Here is a 14757-nt window from a genome sequence, read left to right as displayed (position 1 = left end):
CACGGCGGAAACCCTCGCCTCGCGCGGATCAGCTGCGGACCGTGTCCGCCTGCTTTCGGCCGGATTGGTAAGGCGCTCGTCGCGCTCGCACTGACGGTGGTGGCCGTGCTCGGCACGGCCACCCCGGCGCTGGCGCACAACGTGCTGATCTCCTCGGACCCGGCGAACGGCTCGTCCGTCGCCGCCGGCCCGGCGAAGCTCAGCCTGACGTTCGACCAGTACGTGCAGGGCGCGGACGTCAACCAGATCGCGGTGACCGGACCCGGCGGCGGCCAGTGGGCCGAGGGGCCGATCAGCGTGGTGAACAACGTCATCAGCGCGCCCCTGCGGCCGCTCGGTCCGGCGGGGAAGTACACCGTCGGCTACCGGGTGCTGTCCGCGGACGGCCACCCGGTGACCGGTGAGCTCACCTTCACCCTGACGACGGCGGGCACCGGCACGCCGGCGACCGTCGACGCGGCCCGGTCGCCGGGCGGCTCGTCGCAGGCGTCGCCGCAGTCGTCGTCGACCGGCGTGCCGATCTGGGTCTGGATCGCCGGTGCCGTCGTACTGCTGGCGATCGGGCTGACCGTGGCACTGCGAGCCGGCGGTAAAGCCGTCGAAGAGAAGAACTGATGTCCCAGGCCGAGACCACCACCACGAAACCCCGCTACTCGACGCTGCTGTGCGTCGTGACGGCGGGACTGCTCGGCGCCCTCATCGGCGTCGCGCTCACCACCACCGCGCCGGTCCCCGGTGTGGTGCAGCCGAGCGCGGTGGTCTCGGCCGGCATCCCGGTCGTGCGGGTCCTGCTCGACCTCGCCGCGGTCACCACCATCGGCCTGGCGCTGCTGTCGGTGCTCGTCGGCTACGACCGGCCGAAGCTGACCGAGCCGATCATGCGGCTGGCCCGCCCGGCCGGTGTCGCGGCCGCGCTGGTGTGGGCCACGGCCGCGGTGGTGGCGCTGATCCTGCAGACCGCGGAGTACAAACCCGGCTCGTCGACGCTCTCGCCGTCGGACATCGGCCAGTACATCGTCGCCGTCGGCGCCGGGAAGGCGCTCGTCATCGTCGCCGTGCTCGCGCTCGTCCACGCCGGGATCGGCGCGCTCGCGCTGCGCTTCGGCGAGAAGGTGCCCGCGGAGGTGCGCGTCGGGCTCGGCCTGTTCGCGCTGCTGCCGCTGCCGGTCACCGGGCACGCGTCGAACTGGAACTACCACGACTACACGATGATGTCGATGGAGCTGCACGTGATGAGCGCCGTCGCCTGGACCGGCGGCCTCGGCGCGATGACCGTGCTCCTCGTGGCGAACCGGACGCTGCTGGCGCACGCGCTGCCCCGGTTCTCGAAGCTCGCGACCCTGTGCCTGATCATCTCCGCGGCGACCGGGCTGTTCAACGGCCTGGTCGAGATCTCCCTCAACCCGACGATCGGGTTCTGGGCGGCGATCTTCACCACGCCGTACGGCCAGTTGCTCATCCTCAAGCTCGTGTGCACCGGCGTGATCGCGCTCCTCGGCGCCAACGTCCGGTGGCGCCTGATGCCGCAGATCGTCCGCCACAACCGGACGGCGCTCGCCTCGTGGGCGACGCTCGAGCTGACCGTCATGGGCTTGGCGTTCGGCTTCGCCGTCGTGCTCACGCGGGCGCCGGTTGTTGCTTCTTGAGCAAGAATCACGGCGAGTAGCTGCAAGTTGCGCATTGGCATGAGTGCTGCCCCATTGGAGGCGACCTGCCGGACTGAAGTTTCTACCCAGAGCAGGCCGCACTTCAGAAGCGACGAACGGTCATTTGCAGTCGGCGAATGCACGTGCAGATTGTGGTGTCGATCACACGATGTGACAGACGTGGCTCAGCGGTAACGCGTCCAGCGAGCGTCCGTCCGGCCGTTCCGAAGATCGTCCAGACGGCGGAACAGCTCGGGCCGCACCTGCGGCCGGCTGCGGAGGATCGGCAGCACGCTGGTCGTCAGCTTCAGCTCGCGAATGGCCCGGAGGACGGAGAACCCCGCCCAGGACGTCACGTCGAAGCCGTAGGTCGCGGCGAACGTCCGGTAGCGCACCGGCGGGTCACCGAACCGCTCACGGCCGACCGCCAGCGGTGTCAGATCCCATTCCGGTGGCCCCACGCAGGAAGAATCGAAGTCGCAGAGGACCGGCCCGTCCGGGCCCGGAATGACGTTGCCGGGGTAGGCGTCGCCGTGCACCAGGCCCCTGGGCAGCGGAAACTCACATCCGGCCAGCGCGGCTTCGAGCTCGGCGCACCGGTCCAGCAGGAACTCGCGGTCGGCGTCGCTGATCTCCTCGGCGTCCGACACCCTGGCCCGCACCGCGGCGAACGGCGCCCACTCGGCGAGACCGTCGGGTGCCGGCAGGGCGTGCACCTGGCGCAGGAGCCGAGCCAGGTCGGCGGACGTCGCAGGCCGGCCGATGCTCGGCACCTGGTGCCACACGGTCACCAGGTGCCCGCCGACCTCCAGGGGCTGCTGGACGTCGTCGAGCAGCCGGATCGCGGGGACGCCGTGCCGTTCGAAGTGCCGCGCCACCCGCACCACGGTCCCGACGCGGTGCCGGAGCCGGGTCGAGCCGACGATCCGGATCACGAAAGGCGCTGTGACCAGCGCGTACACGGCGTTGTTGGTGAACCGCAGCAGCCGCGCGCCCGCCGGGTCGAAACCCAGTAGCGCGCAGGTTTCGGCCAGCACGCCTCGCAGCTTCCCCGAGGTGAACCGGCCGTCCAAAACCGCGCCGGCGCCTTCGGCGTCAGGCGGCGTAGAAAGCGTGGAGGCGGTCGGCGAGGTCACGGGCGTCGGCGTTGTTGCGACGGCGCTCGGCCTCTTCCTGCAGAGGCCGCATCCGGTCCTTGACCCGCTCGGACTTGATGCCCTCGGCGCAGTCGATGGCCTTGCCGCCGACCTTGGCGCCGTGGTCGAGGTCGCCGTCCAGCAGGTGGTTGGTGGCGAGCGCGCTCAGCATGAACGTCTTGGAGCGGGCCATTTCGTCGTCGTAGGACTCGACGGCCCTGGTCAGCGCGGGGATCGCGTACTTGGTGTGCTCGGCGTTCTTCTGCGCGAGGACCGTGTGGACGGTGCCGACCATGGCGTAGACGTCGGTCTCGGTGAAGAACTTCACCCACGACTCGGCTTCGGCCAGGTTGGCGCGCTCGAACTCGTCCTTGCTCCGGCCGAGCAGCTTCACCGCCTGCTCTTCGTTGCCCATCATCGCGTAGGCCCACGCCTCGTTCGCGCACAGGACCGAAACCGCCAGCTCGGAGCCGGATTCCTGCGCAGCGATCTGGCCCAGCTGGAACAGCTTCAGGGCGTCGTTCGGGGCGTCCTGGTGCAGGTAGACGCGGCCCATGCGGTACAGCACGTTGGCCACCAGCGGGTGGTTTTCGCCCTGTTTGGCCAGGTCCAGCGCGTTCGCGAAGTGGCCGCGGGCGGAGTCCATCAGCCCGGTGTCGAAGGAGGTCCAGCCGGCCAGCGAGTGGAGGTCGGCGAGCGCCACGTACAGGCGGTTCTTCACCAGCTCGGTGCCGTGCGCCTCGAGCATCTGCTGGCCCCAGGACAGCTGGGCCACGACGGCGTCGCGGCAGAACCCGCCGCCGTACTGGTAGTCCAGCGCCCGGAGCGCGCGCGTCGCGGCTTCGACCTGGCGGACGTCGGTCATGCCGATGCGCCCGGGTGCCGGCGTCCTGGCCGGTCCGGCCGCCCACGTGCCCGATTCCGGACCGAACACCGCCGCACCCATCGTGACCTGGGCGGCGTGCGCGAGGAACCTCCGTCGCTTCACGGACTCGTCCTCCTCAGCCTGCTGGCCGTCGGCGGAGCCGACGACCCGTATCGCCGTGGCCTCGTCGTAGGCGAGGCCCATGTACCCACGGGGAACGCCCAGGCCGTCGGCGATCCTCGTGAGGACGTCGTAGGCCATGACCTGGCGACCCTTGAGGATCTCCGACACCTCGGACTGGGACTGGCCGGTCATCGCGGCGATCTGGCGCTGCGAGACACCGTGCTTGCGCAGGAGCCGGTAGACGGCGCTGATCTCCCGCGTGGCGAGAGCCGCTCTCATCTCCGGCTGCTCCCACGCGTCAGCGGGAACCGCGTGGCTCTGCCGGGCTTCGGCACTGCCACCGTTACTGGCGTCCATCGCGCCCCCTCCACTGTCCGGTCGGGCGTCTGCTCAACAGCGTAGGCAAACCTGGGAAACCGTGTGAACAGCCGAACTGGTGCCCTGATCGGTCCGGGCGAAGTCCGTTGACCGCTTACCGTGGAACCCGGTCCGGTCACCGCTATGACGCCAATTCGACCTTCTATCGCACCCGGTTTCACCTCACTGTAGTTGTCAGATCTCCGTCACCGGCCGCACACCGGTTGCGATCACGGAGAGCTACGAAAAACCGCAGCGTCGTGCCAGGTGCGATGTTGCAGAAGGCATCTTCGGAGACTTTCGACAGAGCGGAGAAGGGCGTGGAGTTCGTGGACTCGTTCGCAGGGGGACATGCCGGCACGGCCACCCGCGCCGTGCGGCCGGCGGTCGCGTCGGTCTCTCCCGTCTCCGCCGTCCGCCCTGTCACCCCGGCCGCCGCGGTCGACCCGCGCACGGCGAGCGTCCGCCACTACGAGGGCGGCCAGCTCGTGTGGCGGGTGCAGTGCGGCGACCTGATCAGCCGGGAACGCGCCGTGACGGTGTTCGTCGAAGACAACCAGGTGGTACTGGTCTCGCCTCCCGGTGAGACCGCGCGGTTGACGTCCGGCCAGCTCGGACAGCTGCGCGCCGCGCTCAACGAAGCCGCCAAGATGGCGGAAAGGTAACGGTGAGCTGACATGGATCAGGTACTCGGGCAGGTCCTCCGCAACGCGGTCTGGGAGCGCCTCGACATGCTGACCGACCTGGCGAACCGCGCCGACGCCCAGTCGCTCGTCTCGGTCGCGCGTTCCGAACTGCCCCGGCTGACCGAAGCGTGGCGCGCGATGCTGAAGATGCACGAGCCCGACGAGCGCGGCGACTGCCCGACCTGCTCGACCCGGTGGCACCGCTGCAAGGCGCCGTGCTCGGTCTGGCAGGTCGCGCACGAACACCTGGTAGCCGGCGGGCTCGCTCCGCAGCAGCAAGCGCCGGCCGACCGGCGGCTGCAGGGACGGCGCAAGAGCCCGGTCCCGGTCCACCCGGCCCCCACCGCGGCCGAGACCACCGGTCGCCATGCGCTCGTGAACCCGCGCCGAGCGGTCACGGCCTGATCCTCCGGACCGGCGAGCGCGGCCGACCGATCGCCCCATCGGACTCCGTGCCGGACTCGCCGTCGGCCGGGGACTGTTTCGCCCGCACCCCCGAGCAGTGCGAACCAGTCCTCGGCCATCACCCCGGTCCCCACCGCGATTAATCGAAAAAAATCCGCGTTAGCCCTAGCCCAGGCGGTAATCGCCCGCTAGATTGATCATCGAAGACAGCGTCGACCAAGGGTCTGGTCCACCTGTCACCCCGCCCTTCAGCGGCCCTCGAATTCCGCGGGCCGGTGCCGTTGCACTCCCCTCCCCCGACCGGCACCGGCCCGCGGTTCCACGTCTAACGGACGGTCTTCACGCGCAGCACGAGCACCGCGGCCAAGAGCGTCGCGACCGCCGAGGCCGCGAACAACCCGGGATAACCGCCGACGTGGGCCAGCAGTAGTGGCGTCAGCAGCGGAGCGACCACCTGCGGCAGCGAGTTCGCGATGTTGATGATCCCGAAGTCCTTGGCGCGGTTCTGCGCCGCCGGGAGCACCTGCGTCAGCATCGCGAGCGCAACCGCCATGTACGCACCGAAACCGACACCGAGCAGCGGCGACGCGGCGAGCGCCACCGGCCAGCTCTGCCACACCACCAGCAGCAAAGCGGCAAGTGCCATCACGCCGGAGGCCGCGAGGACGTACGGCTTACGCCGTCCGGACTTGTCGGAGAAGTGCCCCGCGAGCACCGCGCCGGCGACGAGCGCGACGCCGTACAGGCCCATCATGACCAGCAGGCCGTTTTCCGGGTCCGGGTAGTGCACCGCGTCCTGGAGGAAGAACAGCAGGTAGAGCGTCCCGAACGCGTTGCCGAGGTTGATCATGAAGTGGCAGCTCCACGCCCACGCGAAGTCGGGGTACTTCCGGGGCGAAACCCAGAAGTCGCGGAGCACCTGGCGCAGCACCCACGGCGGACGGAAGTCGACCGGCAGCCGCGCGTCCGGCGTCCAGAGGACGAAGAACGCGGCGCCCACCACCACGATCCCGGCGCAAACCGCGTAGGCCAACGGCAACCCGGCGATGCCGAGCACGATGACGACCACGACCGCGCCCAGGACCGTGCCGAGCATCTGCGCGATGCCGACGAGTCCGCCGACCACGGCCAGCTGCTGCACCGGAACACGATCGGGCAAGGCGGCCATGAGCGCGGCGAGCATGCCGTTGAGGCCGCCTTGCACCAGGCACCAGCCGACGATCATCACGGCGACCGTCGGAGCGAGCGCCAGCACCACGAGCCCGACGGCGGCGACGAGCGCGCCGGCGACGGTCCAGGGGTGCCGCCGGCCGAACCGGGAGCAGGTCCGGTCGGACAGCAGCCCGATCGCGGGGTTGGCGACGAGCGCCACCGCCGCGCCGAAGCCCATCACCAAGCCGAGGACGGCTTCCTTGTTCGCGGTGTCGAGCAGCTCGGCCTGTTTCGGCAGCAGCACCTGGATCGGTGCGTAGACACCGAGCCAGAGCGCGATGTTCGCGAAGAACAGCAGGCTCATCCAGCCGGGCCGCACCCGCTTGGTGGGCTCGGCGAGCGCCTCCGGGAGGGCCTGGGTCGTTTCACTCATTCCGCACCAGCTTCCGGTACCAGTGGAACGAGTCCTTCGGCGTCCGCCGCAGGGTCTCGTAATCGACGTGCACCAGGCCGAAGCGCGGCGCGTAACCCTTGGACCACTCGAAATTGTCCATCAGGGACCAGCAGAAGTAGCCACGGACGTCGACGCCGGCGTCCATCGCCTCACGCAGGGCGACCAGGTGGCTGTGCAGGAAGTCGATGCGTTCGGGGTCGTGGACACCGCCGTCTTCGGCGACCTCGTCGGCGAAGCTGCAGCCGTTCTCGGTGATCTGGATCGGCGGGAGCCGGTCGCGGTAGCGGTGGTGGAAGTCGAGCAGCAGCTCGCGCAGTGCGTGCGGGACGATCGGCGAGTCGTTGGTCGTCATCGGGTAGCCCTCGACGTCACGCAGCTCGAACGGCAGCGGGTTGCCGGGGCCGGGCTTGGCGACGCCCTGGGGCTCGTAGTAGTTGATGCCGTAGAAGTCGAGGGGCTGCGCGATGGTCGGCAGGTCGTCGGCGAACCCGGCCGGGAGGTGGGGGTGAAGCTGTTCCGGATAGGTGCCGAGCAGCACGGGGTCGGCGTAGAGCCGGTTGAGAAGGGCGTCAAGCCACTCCGCGGCCGCGTGGTCCTCGGGGGTGTCGGCGGCGGCCCAGATGGGCGAGTGGTTGTTGGCGGTGCCGATGTTCGTGGCGCCGGCGGCGCGGAGGGCCTGGACGGCGAGCCCGTGCGCGAGGTTCTGGTGGTGCGCGGTGGGGATGGCGTCGAGCAGGAGGACCTGGCCGGGCGCGTACTCACCGATGCCGTAGCCGAAGATGGACATGACCATCGGCTCGTTGAGCGGAATCCACAGTTTCACCCGATCGGCGAAGCGCTCCCCGAGGATCTGGGCGTACTCGGCGAAGCGGTCAGCGGTCGCCCGCGAAAGCCAGCCGCCTTCGTCTTCGATCGCTTGCGGGGTGTCCCAGTGGTAGAGCGTGACCGCGGGGGCGATGCCCGCTTCGCAGACGGCGTCGATGAGCTTGTCGTAGAAGCCGAGGCCTTCGGGGTTGGGCGCGCCCTTGCCGTCGGGCTGGACCCGGGGCCAGGCGATGGACATGCGGTAGGCACCGACGCCGAGCTCCGCCATCAGCGCGATGTCCTCGGGGTAGCGGTGGTAGTGGTCGGCGGCTACGTTTGCTTGTTCACCGCGGGCGATCTTGCCCTCGGTCGCGGTGAACGTGTCCCAGATGGACGGTCCGCGCCCACCTTCACTGGTGGCGCCTTCGATCTGGAACGCCGAGGTCGAAACACCCCAGAGGAAGTCGGGCGGGAAGATCGGGTTCTGCACCGGCTGCTGACCCCTTCGTCAGGACACCCGTACGGGTGAACATGAAAAGTTCTCATATACTAGGTCTTCACTCGTCCGTGGGGAAGCCCGTCGGCACGATAAAGTCCCAGATCAGACGAGGAGGAGCGCCGTGTCCGACATCCAGGCCGCGAAGGTGCCGGCAGAAGCCACCCCCTTACGCCGTCAACCGGTCCAGCAACGCAGCGCGAAACGGGTCGAGCAGATGCTCGACGCGAGCGCGGCGTTGATCGACGAGCTCGGTTACGACGCGCTGACGACGACCCTGATCGCCAAACGAGCAGGAGTCGCCGTCGGTTCGCTGTACCAGTTCTTCCCCGACAAGCGCGCGGTGGTGCAAGCGCTTACCGCCCGCAACCTGGACCGCTTCGTGGCGGCGGTGAACGAGCGGCTGACCCAGCTGGGCCCGGAGCACTGGTGGGACGTCGTGGACTCGATCCTCGACATCTACCTGGAGATGCACCGCTCGGTCCCGGGCTTTTCCAAGGTCCACTTCGGCGACATCATCGACCGCCAGCTGCTGGACGAGACCCGCGACAACAACGCGGTGATCGTCGACTCGCTGACGGACCTGGTCGCGACCCAGGTGGACCGGCCGGTGGAGGACCTGCGGTTCGCGATCACGATCGCCAACGAGGTGGCCGACGCGTTGATGAAGCTGGCGTTCCGGCAGGAGCCCAGAGGGGACGAGAAGATCGTCGCCGAGGCCAAGTATGTGGTGAAGGGGTACCTCGCGGCGCGGTTCGGGGAGAAGTCGTAGCTGTCCACAGAAGTTGTCCACAGGTATGCACAGCTGTGGACAACTGAGGGGACTCGGCCGCTGTCAGGTGATGTCCAGTACCGCCTTGCCGTGCAGGCGGCGGTCGAGCAGGGCTTGGGCCGCCTCGCCGTAGCGGGTCCACGGGCCGCGCCAGCTGGTTCCGGGATCGAGGCGGCCGGCCGCCACCTCGGCGGCCAGCCAGGTCAGGTCGGCGGAGAAGTCGGTGGCGGGGCCGGCCAGGAGAAAGAACGTGCGGATCGACCGGTCGTGCCGTGCGTCGGTGCCCAGCAAAGCCTCAGGCGGGAGGACCGCGTCCGCCTCCGACGAGCGGCCCACGCTCACCAGCACGCCGCCGGCCTGCAGCGCGGCGAAAGCGTCCACGAGTTGCCGGCCACCGACGTTGTCCAGCACCGCGTACACCGGCCGCTCCACTTTGGCCGGATCGGTGTACACCTCGTGCGCGCCCAGCGCTCGCAGGCTCTCCTCCTGCGCGGGGTTCCCGCTGGTCGCCACGACCTCCGCGCCCGCGCGGGCAGCGAGCTGCACCGCGTAACGGCCGACACCGCCCGAGGCCCCGGTGATCATCACCCGGCGGCCGAGGAGCTGCCCCATGCGGCGCAACACGTGCAGGGCGCTCAGGCCGGCGACCGGAATCGTGCTGACCGCACCGAGGTCGGCGCCGCCCGGCACGACACCGAGCAGGGTGGCCGGGACCGCGCGCAGCTCGGCCCAGCCGGCCACGCCCAGCGTGACCACCGGAGTTCCCACCGCGGGGCCTGATCCGTCGGCCGCTGCCCGGACCACGACGCCCGCCGCGTCCCACCCGATCACGGTGCCGTCCGGCGTAGCCGGCTCGGTGGCGCCCTTGACCTCCCCATAGTTGAGCGAAACCGCTCCGACGCGGACCAGCGCCTCGCCGGGCGCGGGTACCGGGTCGGCCACCTCTGCCAGCGAGAGGTGTGCGGTCGCGGCGTGGTCGACAACGAGTGCTCGCACCCTCGGATCTCCTTCCCCTCAATGTGCCACAGTGTGGCGTTTGCTCCTCTAGAGCATATGCACATTGGGTGCGCCAACGCTAGACTGCCGTCGATGACGACCTCCGGACCGCCCGACACACTGCGCGAACGCAAGAAGCGGCGCACCCGCCAGGCACTGGCGGAAACAGCGATCTCGGTATTCGGCGAGCGCGGTTTCGACACCACGCCACTCGACGCGCTGCTCGAGGTGGTCGAGGTGTCGCGGCGGACCTTCTTCCGCAACTTCCGCTCGAAGGAAGACGTCGCGCTCACCGCCGTCAAACAGCTTTGGAGCGCCTACCTCGACGTGCTGGACGAGGCCGAAAAGTCCGGGCCGCTCGTCGACGTCTTCCGCGACGCGATGCTGGCCACCCTCGACCGCATGGACGAGGACTGGTACCGACGCTTCCCCGCCACTCTCCGGTTGATCGAGCAGTCGCCGTCGCTTGACGGGCATTCGCTGCGGCACTGCGCGGAGATCGAGGAAGAGGTCGCACGCCGGTTCGGCGATCCGCACCGCCTCGAACTCCGGCTGGCCATCGAGTTCTGCGTGGCCACCTGGCGCTGCGCGCTGGACGAGTGGCTACCCGACTGCGCCCCCGGCGAGCTGCCCGAGTGTGTGCGGCGTGCTTTTGCCGTCATGGGCGACAGCCTGCGCCTGGAGGCGTAAGGCTGGTCAGCCGAAGTTCTGGTGCTCTCCCCGGTACGTCGGGACCGTCCGCTCCACCCGGTCGCCCTGGACCAGGTGGTAGTGCGTGAAGCGCTCCGCCAGCTCGCCCGCCTTCGCGTGGCGCAGCCACACCCGGTCGCCCAGCTTCAGGGTGCGGGCCGCTCGGCCGGTCACCGGGGTCTGGACTTCGCCCGCTCCCTCGAACCCGAGGAGCTTCAGGCCCGTCGGCAGGTACGGCAGCGGCTGGCGAGAAGGACCTGTCGGGCCCGAAGCGATGTAGCCGCCCGAAAAGAGCGTGGCGATGTTGCGGGTCGGGCGGCGGACCACCGGCAACGCGAACAACGCCGCCGGGCGGGGCTTGAAGCGGGTGTAAGCGTCGAACAGGGTCGGTCCGATCAGGCCCGAGCCGGCCGCTATCTCCGTGACCACGGTGTCCGCGCCCGTCGACTCGATGCTTCCCGTGCCGCCGCCGTTCACGAACTCCAGCGGGCTCACCGCCTGGATCGCGCGGATCGCCTCGCCGCGGCGGTGGGCCAGCTCGGCCGCCGACCGGCGTTGCATCCAGCCGACCAGGAGCTGGTTGAGCCTGCGGCCCGACGCGTCGCCGAGGCCGGCGATCTGGCCTTCGTACGCCATCACGCCCACCAGGCGGAAGCCCGAACGGGCGACGACCTGGCGGGCGAACGTCGATGCCTGCTTCGCCGTGAACAGCGGCGACCGCCGCGTGCCGACGTGGACTCCCGGTACCGGGCGCCACGACGCGTCCAGCTCCAGGCAGACCCGGATCTCCGGGTGGCCGTGGCCGAGGGCCGCATCCACCAGGTCCAGGTGCTCGGGCGAGTCGACCATGATCGCGATCGCGGAGCGTGCGCGCTCGGAAGCGGCCAGGCGCCGGAGGGCTTCGTGGTCGGCCGTCGGGTAGGCGACGACGATGTCGTCGGTCGTGCCCTGCTCCACGTGCCAGATCGCTTCCGCGAGCGAGTAGCACATCAGGCCTTCAAAGCCCGGCATCGCGAGTACGCGCTCCAGCAACGCCCGGCAGCGCACCGACTTGCTGACGACGCGGATCGGCTTGCCCGCCGCACGGCGACGGAGGTCCTCGGCGTTCGCGTCGAACGCCGCCAAGTCGACCACGGCCAAGGGTGGGTCGAGGTCCTTGGTCGCCAAGTCGTACACCGTCGCACTGGTCACGAGGTCTAAAGTACGACACGAAGGCTTGAAACGCGAATACTATTCACTTACTGTTTCGAGCACTCGACTGACGAAGGGTGCGCGCGCATGACCCGGTGGACCAACTGGGCGGGCACGGCCTCCGCCTCGCCGCAACACGTTCACCAGCCGCGCAACACGGCCGAGATCGCGGCGACCGTCGAAAGCGTCGCCGCGGCCGGCCGCACCGTGCGTCCCTGGGGCAGCGGGCACTCCTTCACCGCGATCGCCGTCGCCGACTCCGATGCGCTCGACCTGCGGCACTGGACCGGAATCGAGCGCGTCGACGTCGAAACCGGGCACGTCACCGTCCGCTCGGGCACCACGATCCGCGAGCTCAACGCCGCCCTCGACACGCTCGGGCTGGCCATGACCAACCTCGGCGACATCGACGCACAGACCATCGCCGGCGCGATTTCCACCGGTACCCACGGCACCGGCGCCAAGCTCGGCGGCATCGCCACCCAGATCGCCGCGCTGGAGCTCGTCCTCGCGGACGGCTCGGTCGTCACCTGCTCGGCCGACGCGAAGCCCGACCTCTTCGCCGCCGCTCGCGTCGGGCTCGGTGCGCTCGGCGTCATCACCACCGTCACGCTCAAGTGCGAGCCGTCGTTCGTGCTGCGCGCGCAGGAGCGGCCTGAGCCGCTGGAGCAGGTGCTCGAAGGCTTCCACGACTTCGCCGACGAGAACGAGCACTTCGAGTTCTACTGGTTCCCCTACGGCAAGAACGCCCTGGTCAAGCGCAACAACCGGACCGAGACGGCGCAGCCGCTGAGCAAAGTGCGCGAGTTCGTCGACTACCGGATCATGGAGAACGTCGCGTTCGGCGGGCTCTGCCGGGCCGGACGGCTGATGCCGAAGCTCGTGCCGTCGCTCGGCAGCTTCGCCTCCAACGTCCTGAGCGCGCGTGAGTACAGCGACCTCTCCCACCGCGTCTTCGTCACCTCGCGGGACGTCCGGTTCACCGAGACCGAGTACGCGGTTCCCCGCGAATCCGTCCTCGACGTCCTCGCCGAGCTGCGCGCGCTGGTGCCGAAGCTCAAGGACCCGGTGATGTTCCCGGTCGAGGTGCGGGTCGCCGCGGCCGACGACATCTGGCTGTCGACCGCGCAGGGCCGCGACTCCGCCTACATCGCCATCCACCAGTTCGTCGGCATGCCGTACCGCGAGTACTTCAGCGCGTTCGAGAAGATCGCCGGCGCCGTCGGCGGCCGCCCGCACTGGGGCAAGATGCACGACCTCGACGCCGGCGTCCTCCGCACGCGCTACCCGCACTTCGACGACTTCCTGCGCGTGCGCAAGGAAACCGACCCGAACGGTGTCTTCAGCAACACCTACCTCGACCGGGTCCTGGGACCGGCCTAGAACAACGCCGACACCGATTCGCCGTTGTGGATCCGGCGGATCGCCTCGGCCATGGCCGGCGCGATCGAAAGGATCTTCAGCTTCTCGGTGCGTTCTTCCTCCGGCACCGGGACGGTGTTGGTGCAGACGATCTCCAGCACCTCGGGCCGGTCACCGATCCGCTCGATGGCCTTCGCCGCGAACAGCCCGTGCGTGCAGGCGACCCTGATCGAACGCGGTTTCAGCTCGGCCAGCCGGTCCAGCAGCTCCAGCACCGTGCTGCCCTTGGCGATCTCGTCGTCGAGCACGATCACGTCGCGGCCGGTGATCTCGCCGATCACCGACGTGATCTGGACCCGGTCGTCGGGGAAGCGTTCCTTCGCCCCGGCGGCGACCTGGACGCCGAGGAGCCGCGCGAAGTGCGACGCCTCCTTCGCGTTGCCCAGGTCGGGCGAGACGACCGTGGTGCGCGAGAGGTCGTACTGGCGGAAGTGCTTGGCCAGCTCCTGCAGGGCGTGCAAGTGGTCGACCGGGACGCTGAAGAAGCCGTGGACCTGCGGGGAGTGCAGGGTCATCGCGAGCACGCGGCTCGCCCCGGCGGTCACCAGCAGGTCGGCGACCAGGCGGCCGCCGATCGAGATGCGCGGCGCGTCCTTCTTGTCCGAGCGCGCGTACGAGTAGTGCGGGATCACGGCGGTGATGCGGGACGCCGACGCGCCGCGCGCCGCGTCGAGCATCAGCAGCAGCTCGACGAGGTGTTCCTGGACCGGCTTGACCAGCGGCTGGATGATGAAGACGTCCCGCTCGCGGCAGTTGGACTGGAGCTGCACCTCGAGGCAGTCGTTGGCGAACCGCTGGATCTCGACCGGCCGCAGCGGCACGCCGAGGTGCTCACAGATTTCTTCGGCCAGCTCGGGGTGCGCACTGCCGCTGAAGACGGCGATCTCTCTCGTCGTGTCGTTCACAGTGCGGAAATCGCCTCGCCGATGGCGACCTCACCCGAGATCAGCGTCAGGGTCCGGTGCACCGAAGCGGGCGTCTCGAGCAGGCCGACGATGACCGCGGCGACGTCGTCGCGCGGGATCGGGCCGCGGTCGGTCTTCTCGGCCAGCAGGACCAGGCCGGTGCCGGGGTCGTCGGTGAGCTGTCCGGGCCGGAGGATCGTCCAGTCGAGGTCACGGGCCTTGAGGTCGTCCTCCGCCGCGCGCTTGGCACGCAGGTAGTGCCGGAACTCCTCGGTGACGTCGGGGTTCTCCGGGTTGTCCGCCCCGATCGAGCCCACCTGGAGGTGCCGCCGGACGCCGGCCCGCTCGGCCGCTTCGGCGAACAGCGCCGCAGCGCCCCTGTCCACAGCGTCCTTGCGGGCGGTACCGCTGCCCGGCCCGGCTCCCGCGGAAAACACCGCGGCGTCGGCCCCCTTCAGGACCTCGGCGACGGCGTCCACATCGGAGTTCTCCAGGTCGAGCACCACGGCCTGGGCGCCCGCAGCCTCGAGATCCGCCACGTGAGCGGGGTTCCGGATGATGCCGACCGCTTCGTCACCGCGCGCGGCGAGCAGCCGCTCCAGCCGCAACGCGATCTGACCGTGTCCACCTGCAATGACGACTCGCATGGAGCCGACA

General features: G+C 69.7%; 15 protein-coding genes. 7 read left to right on the top strand and 8 right to left on the bottom strand.

The window, feature by feature from the left end; all coding sequences use genetic code 11:
* Positions 1-63 precede the first annotated feature (63 nt).
* Positions 64-615 carry a copper resistance CopC family protein gene (locus tag AB0G28_RS07195; protein ID WP_361084163.1) on the top strand — a complete coding sequence of 184 codons (552 nt, stop codon included), beginning with the start codon at positions 64-66 and terminating at the stop codon, positions 613-615.
* Complete coding sequence (locus tag AB0G28_RS07190; protein ID WP_361083979.1) at positions 615-1646, top strand: CopD family protein; 1032 nt, start codon at positions 615-617, stop codon at positions 1644-1646. Before AB0G28_RS07195 ends, AB0G28_RS07190 begins: the two co-directional genes overlap by 1 nt.
* 185 nt (positions 1647-1831) lie before the next feature.
* Here the strand turns inward: AB0G28_RS07190 and AB0G28_RS07185 are convergent, their stop codons facing one another.
* Both AB0G28_RS07185 and AB0G28_RS07180 read right to left on the bottom strand, forming a co-directional pair.
* On the bottom strand, positions 1832-2719 hold the full coding sequence (locus tag AB0G28_RS07185) for an aminoglycoside phosphotransferase family protein (RefSeq protein ID WP_361084160.1): 888 nt from the start codon (positions 2717-2719) through the stop codon (positions 1832-1834).
* Positions 2720-2741: 22 nt separating this feature from the next.
* Entirely contained in the window at positions 2742-4127 is a 1386-nt protein-coding gene (locus tag AB0G28_RS07180; protein WP_093945699.1) for a helix-turn-helix transcriptional regulator, read from the bottom strand.
* Between the two features lie 320 nt (positions 4128-4447).
* On the opposite strand from AB0G28_RS07180, the gene AB0G28_RS07175 reads away from it, so the two are divergent.
* Both AB0G28_RS07175 and AB0G28_RS07170 read left to right on the top strand, forming a co-directional pair.
* Positions 4448-4792, top strand: a complete 345-nt coding sequence (locus tag AB0G28_RS07175; protein WP_072475261.1) for a hypothetical protein — start codon at positions 4448-4450, stop codon at positions 4790-4792.
* 12 nt (positions 4793-4804) lie between these two features.
* Positions 4805-5218 (top strand): hypothetical protein, encoded by a 414-nt coding sequence (locus AB0G28_RS07170; RefSeq protein WP_093945700.1) that lies wholly within the window; start codon positions 4805-4807, stop codon positions 5216-5218.
* Between the two features lie 325 nt (positions 5219-5543).
* Here the strand turns inward: AB0G28_RS07170 and AB0G28_RS07165 are convergent, their stop codons facing one another.
* Complete coding sequence (locus AB0G28_RS07165) at positions 5544-6803, bottom strand: MFS transporter (RefSeq protein ID WP_361083973.1); 1260 nt, start codon at positions 6801-6803, stop codon at positions 5544-5546.
* Positions 6796-8118: a GH1 family beta-glucosidase gene (locus AB0G28_RS07160; RefSeq protein WP_361083971.1), complete on the bottom strand. Its 1323-nt coding sequence runs from the start codon at positions 8116-8118 to the stop codon at positions 6796-6798. The genes AB0G28_RS07165 and AB0G28_RS07160 overlap by 8 nt, the downstream gene beginning before the upstream one ends.
* Positions 8119-8248: 130 nt before the next feature.
* On the opposite strand from AB0G28_RS07160, the gene AB0G28_RS07155 reads away from it, so the two are divergent.
* Entirely contained in the window at positions 8249-8896 is a 648-nt protein-coding gene (locus AB0G28_RS07155) for a TetR family transcriptional regulator (protein WP_361083968.1), read from the top strand.
* 63 nt (positions 8897-8959) lie between these two features.
* On the opposite strand, the gene AB0G28_RS07150 is transcribed toward AB0G28_RS07155, so the two are convergent.
* Complete coding sequence (locus AB0G28_RS07150; protein ID WP_361083965.1) at positions 8960-9892, bottom strand: zinc-binding dehydrogenase; 933 nt, start codon at positions 9890-9892, stop codon at positions 8960-8962.
* A 93-nt stretch (positions 9893-9985) separates the two neighbouring features.
* On the opposite strand from AB0G28_RS07150, the gene AB0G28_RS07145 reads away from it, so the two are divergent.
* Positions 9986-10582 carry a TetR family transcriptional regulator gene (locus AB0G28_RS07145; protein ID WP_361083962.1) on the top strand — a complete coding sequence of 199 codons (597 nt, stop codon included), beginning with the start codon at positions 9986-9988 and terminating at the stop codon, positions 10580-10582.
* A 6-nt stretch (positions 10583-10588) separates the two neighbouring features.
* Here AB0G28_RS07145 and AB0G28_RS07140 read toward each other — a convergent pair whose 3' ends face one another.
* Entirely contained in the window at positions 10589-11773 is a 1185-nt protein-coding gene (locus tag AB0G28_RS07140; RefSeq protein ID WP_361083959.1) for an amino acid deaminase/aldolase, read from the bottom strand.
* Between the two features lie 87 nt (positions 11774-11860).
* Between AB0G28_RS07140 and AB0G28_RS07135 the strand changes: the two genes are divergently transcribed.
* Complete coding sequence (locus tag AB0G28_RS07135) at positions 11861-13156, top strand: D-arabinono-1,4-lactone oxidase (protein ID WP_361083957.1); 1296 nt, start codon at positions 11861-11863, stop codon at positions 13154-13156.
* Here the strand turns inward: AB0G28_RS07135 and AB0G28_RS07130 are convergent.
* Both AB0G28_RS07130 and AB0G28_RS07125 read right to left on the bottom strand, forming a co-directional pair.
* On the bottom strand, positions 13153-14100 hold the full coding sequence (locus AB0G28_RS07130; RefSeq protein ID WP_361083954.1) for a ribose-phosphate pyrophosphokinase: 948 nt from the start codon (positions 14098-14100) through the stop codon (positions 13153-13155). The two genes, AB0G28_RS07135 and AB0G28_RS07130, sit on opposite strands and share 4 nt — an antisense overlap.
* Positions 14097-14747, bottom strand: coding sequence for an SDR family oxidoreductase (locus AB0G28_RS07125; protein WP_361083951.1), 651 nt, complete (start codon positions 14745-14747; stop codon positions 14097-14099). Before AB0G28_RS07125 ends, AB0G28_RS07130 begins: the two co-directional genes overlap by 4 nt.
* Positions 14748-14757 lie beyond the last annotated feature (10 nt).

The organism is Amycolatopsis sp. NPDC021455, assembly GCF_040640995.1.
GTDB lineage: Bacteria > Actinomycetota > Actinomycetes > Mycobacteriales > Pseudonocardiaceae > Amycolatopsis.
This window is presented reverse-complemented; position numbering and strand designations above follow the sequence as displayed.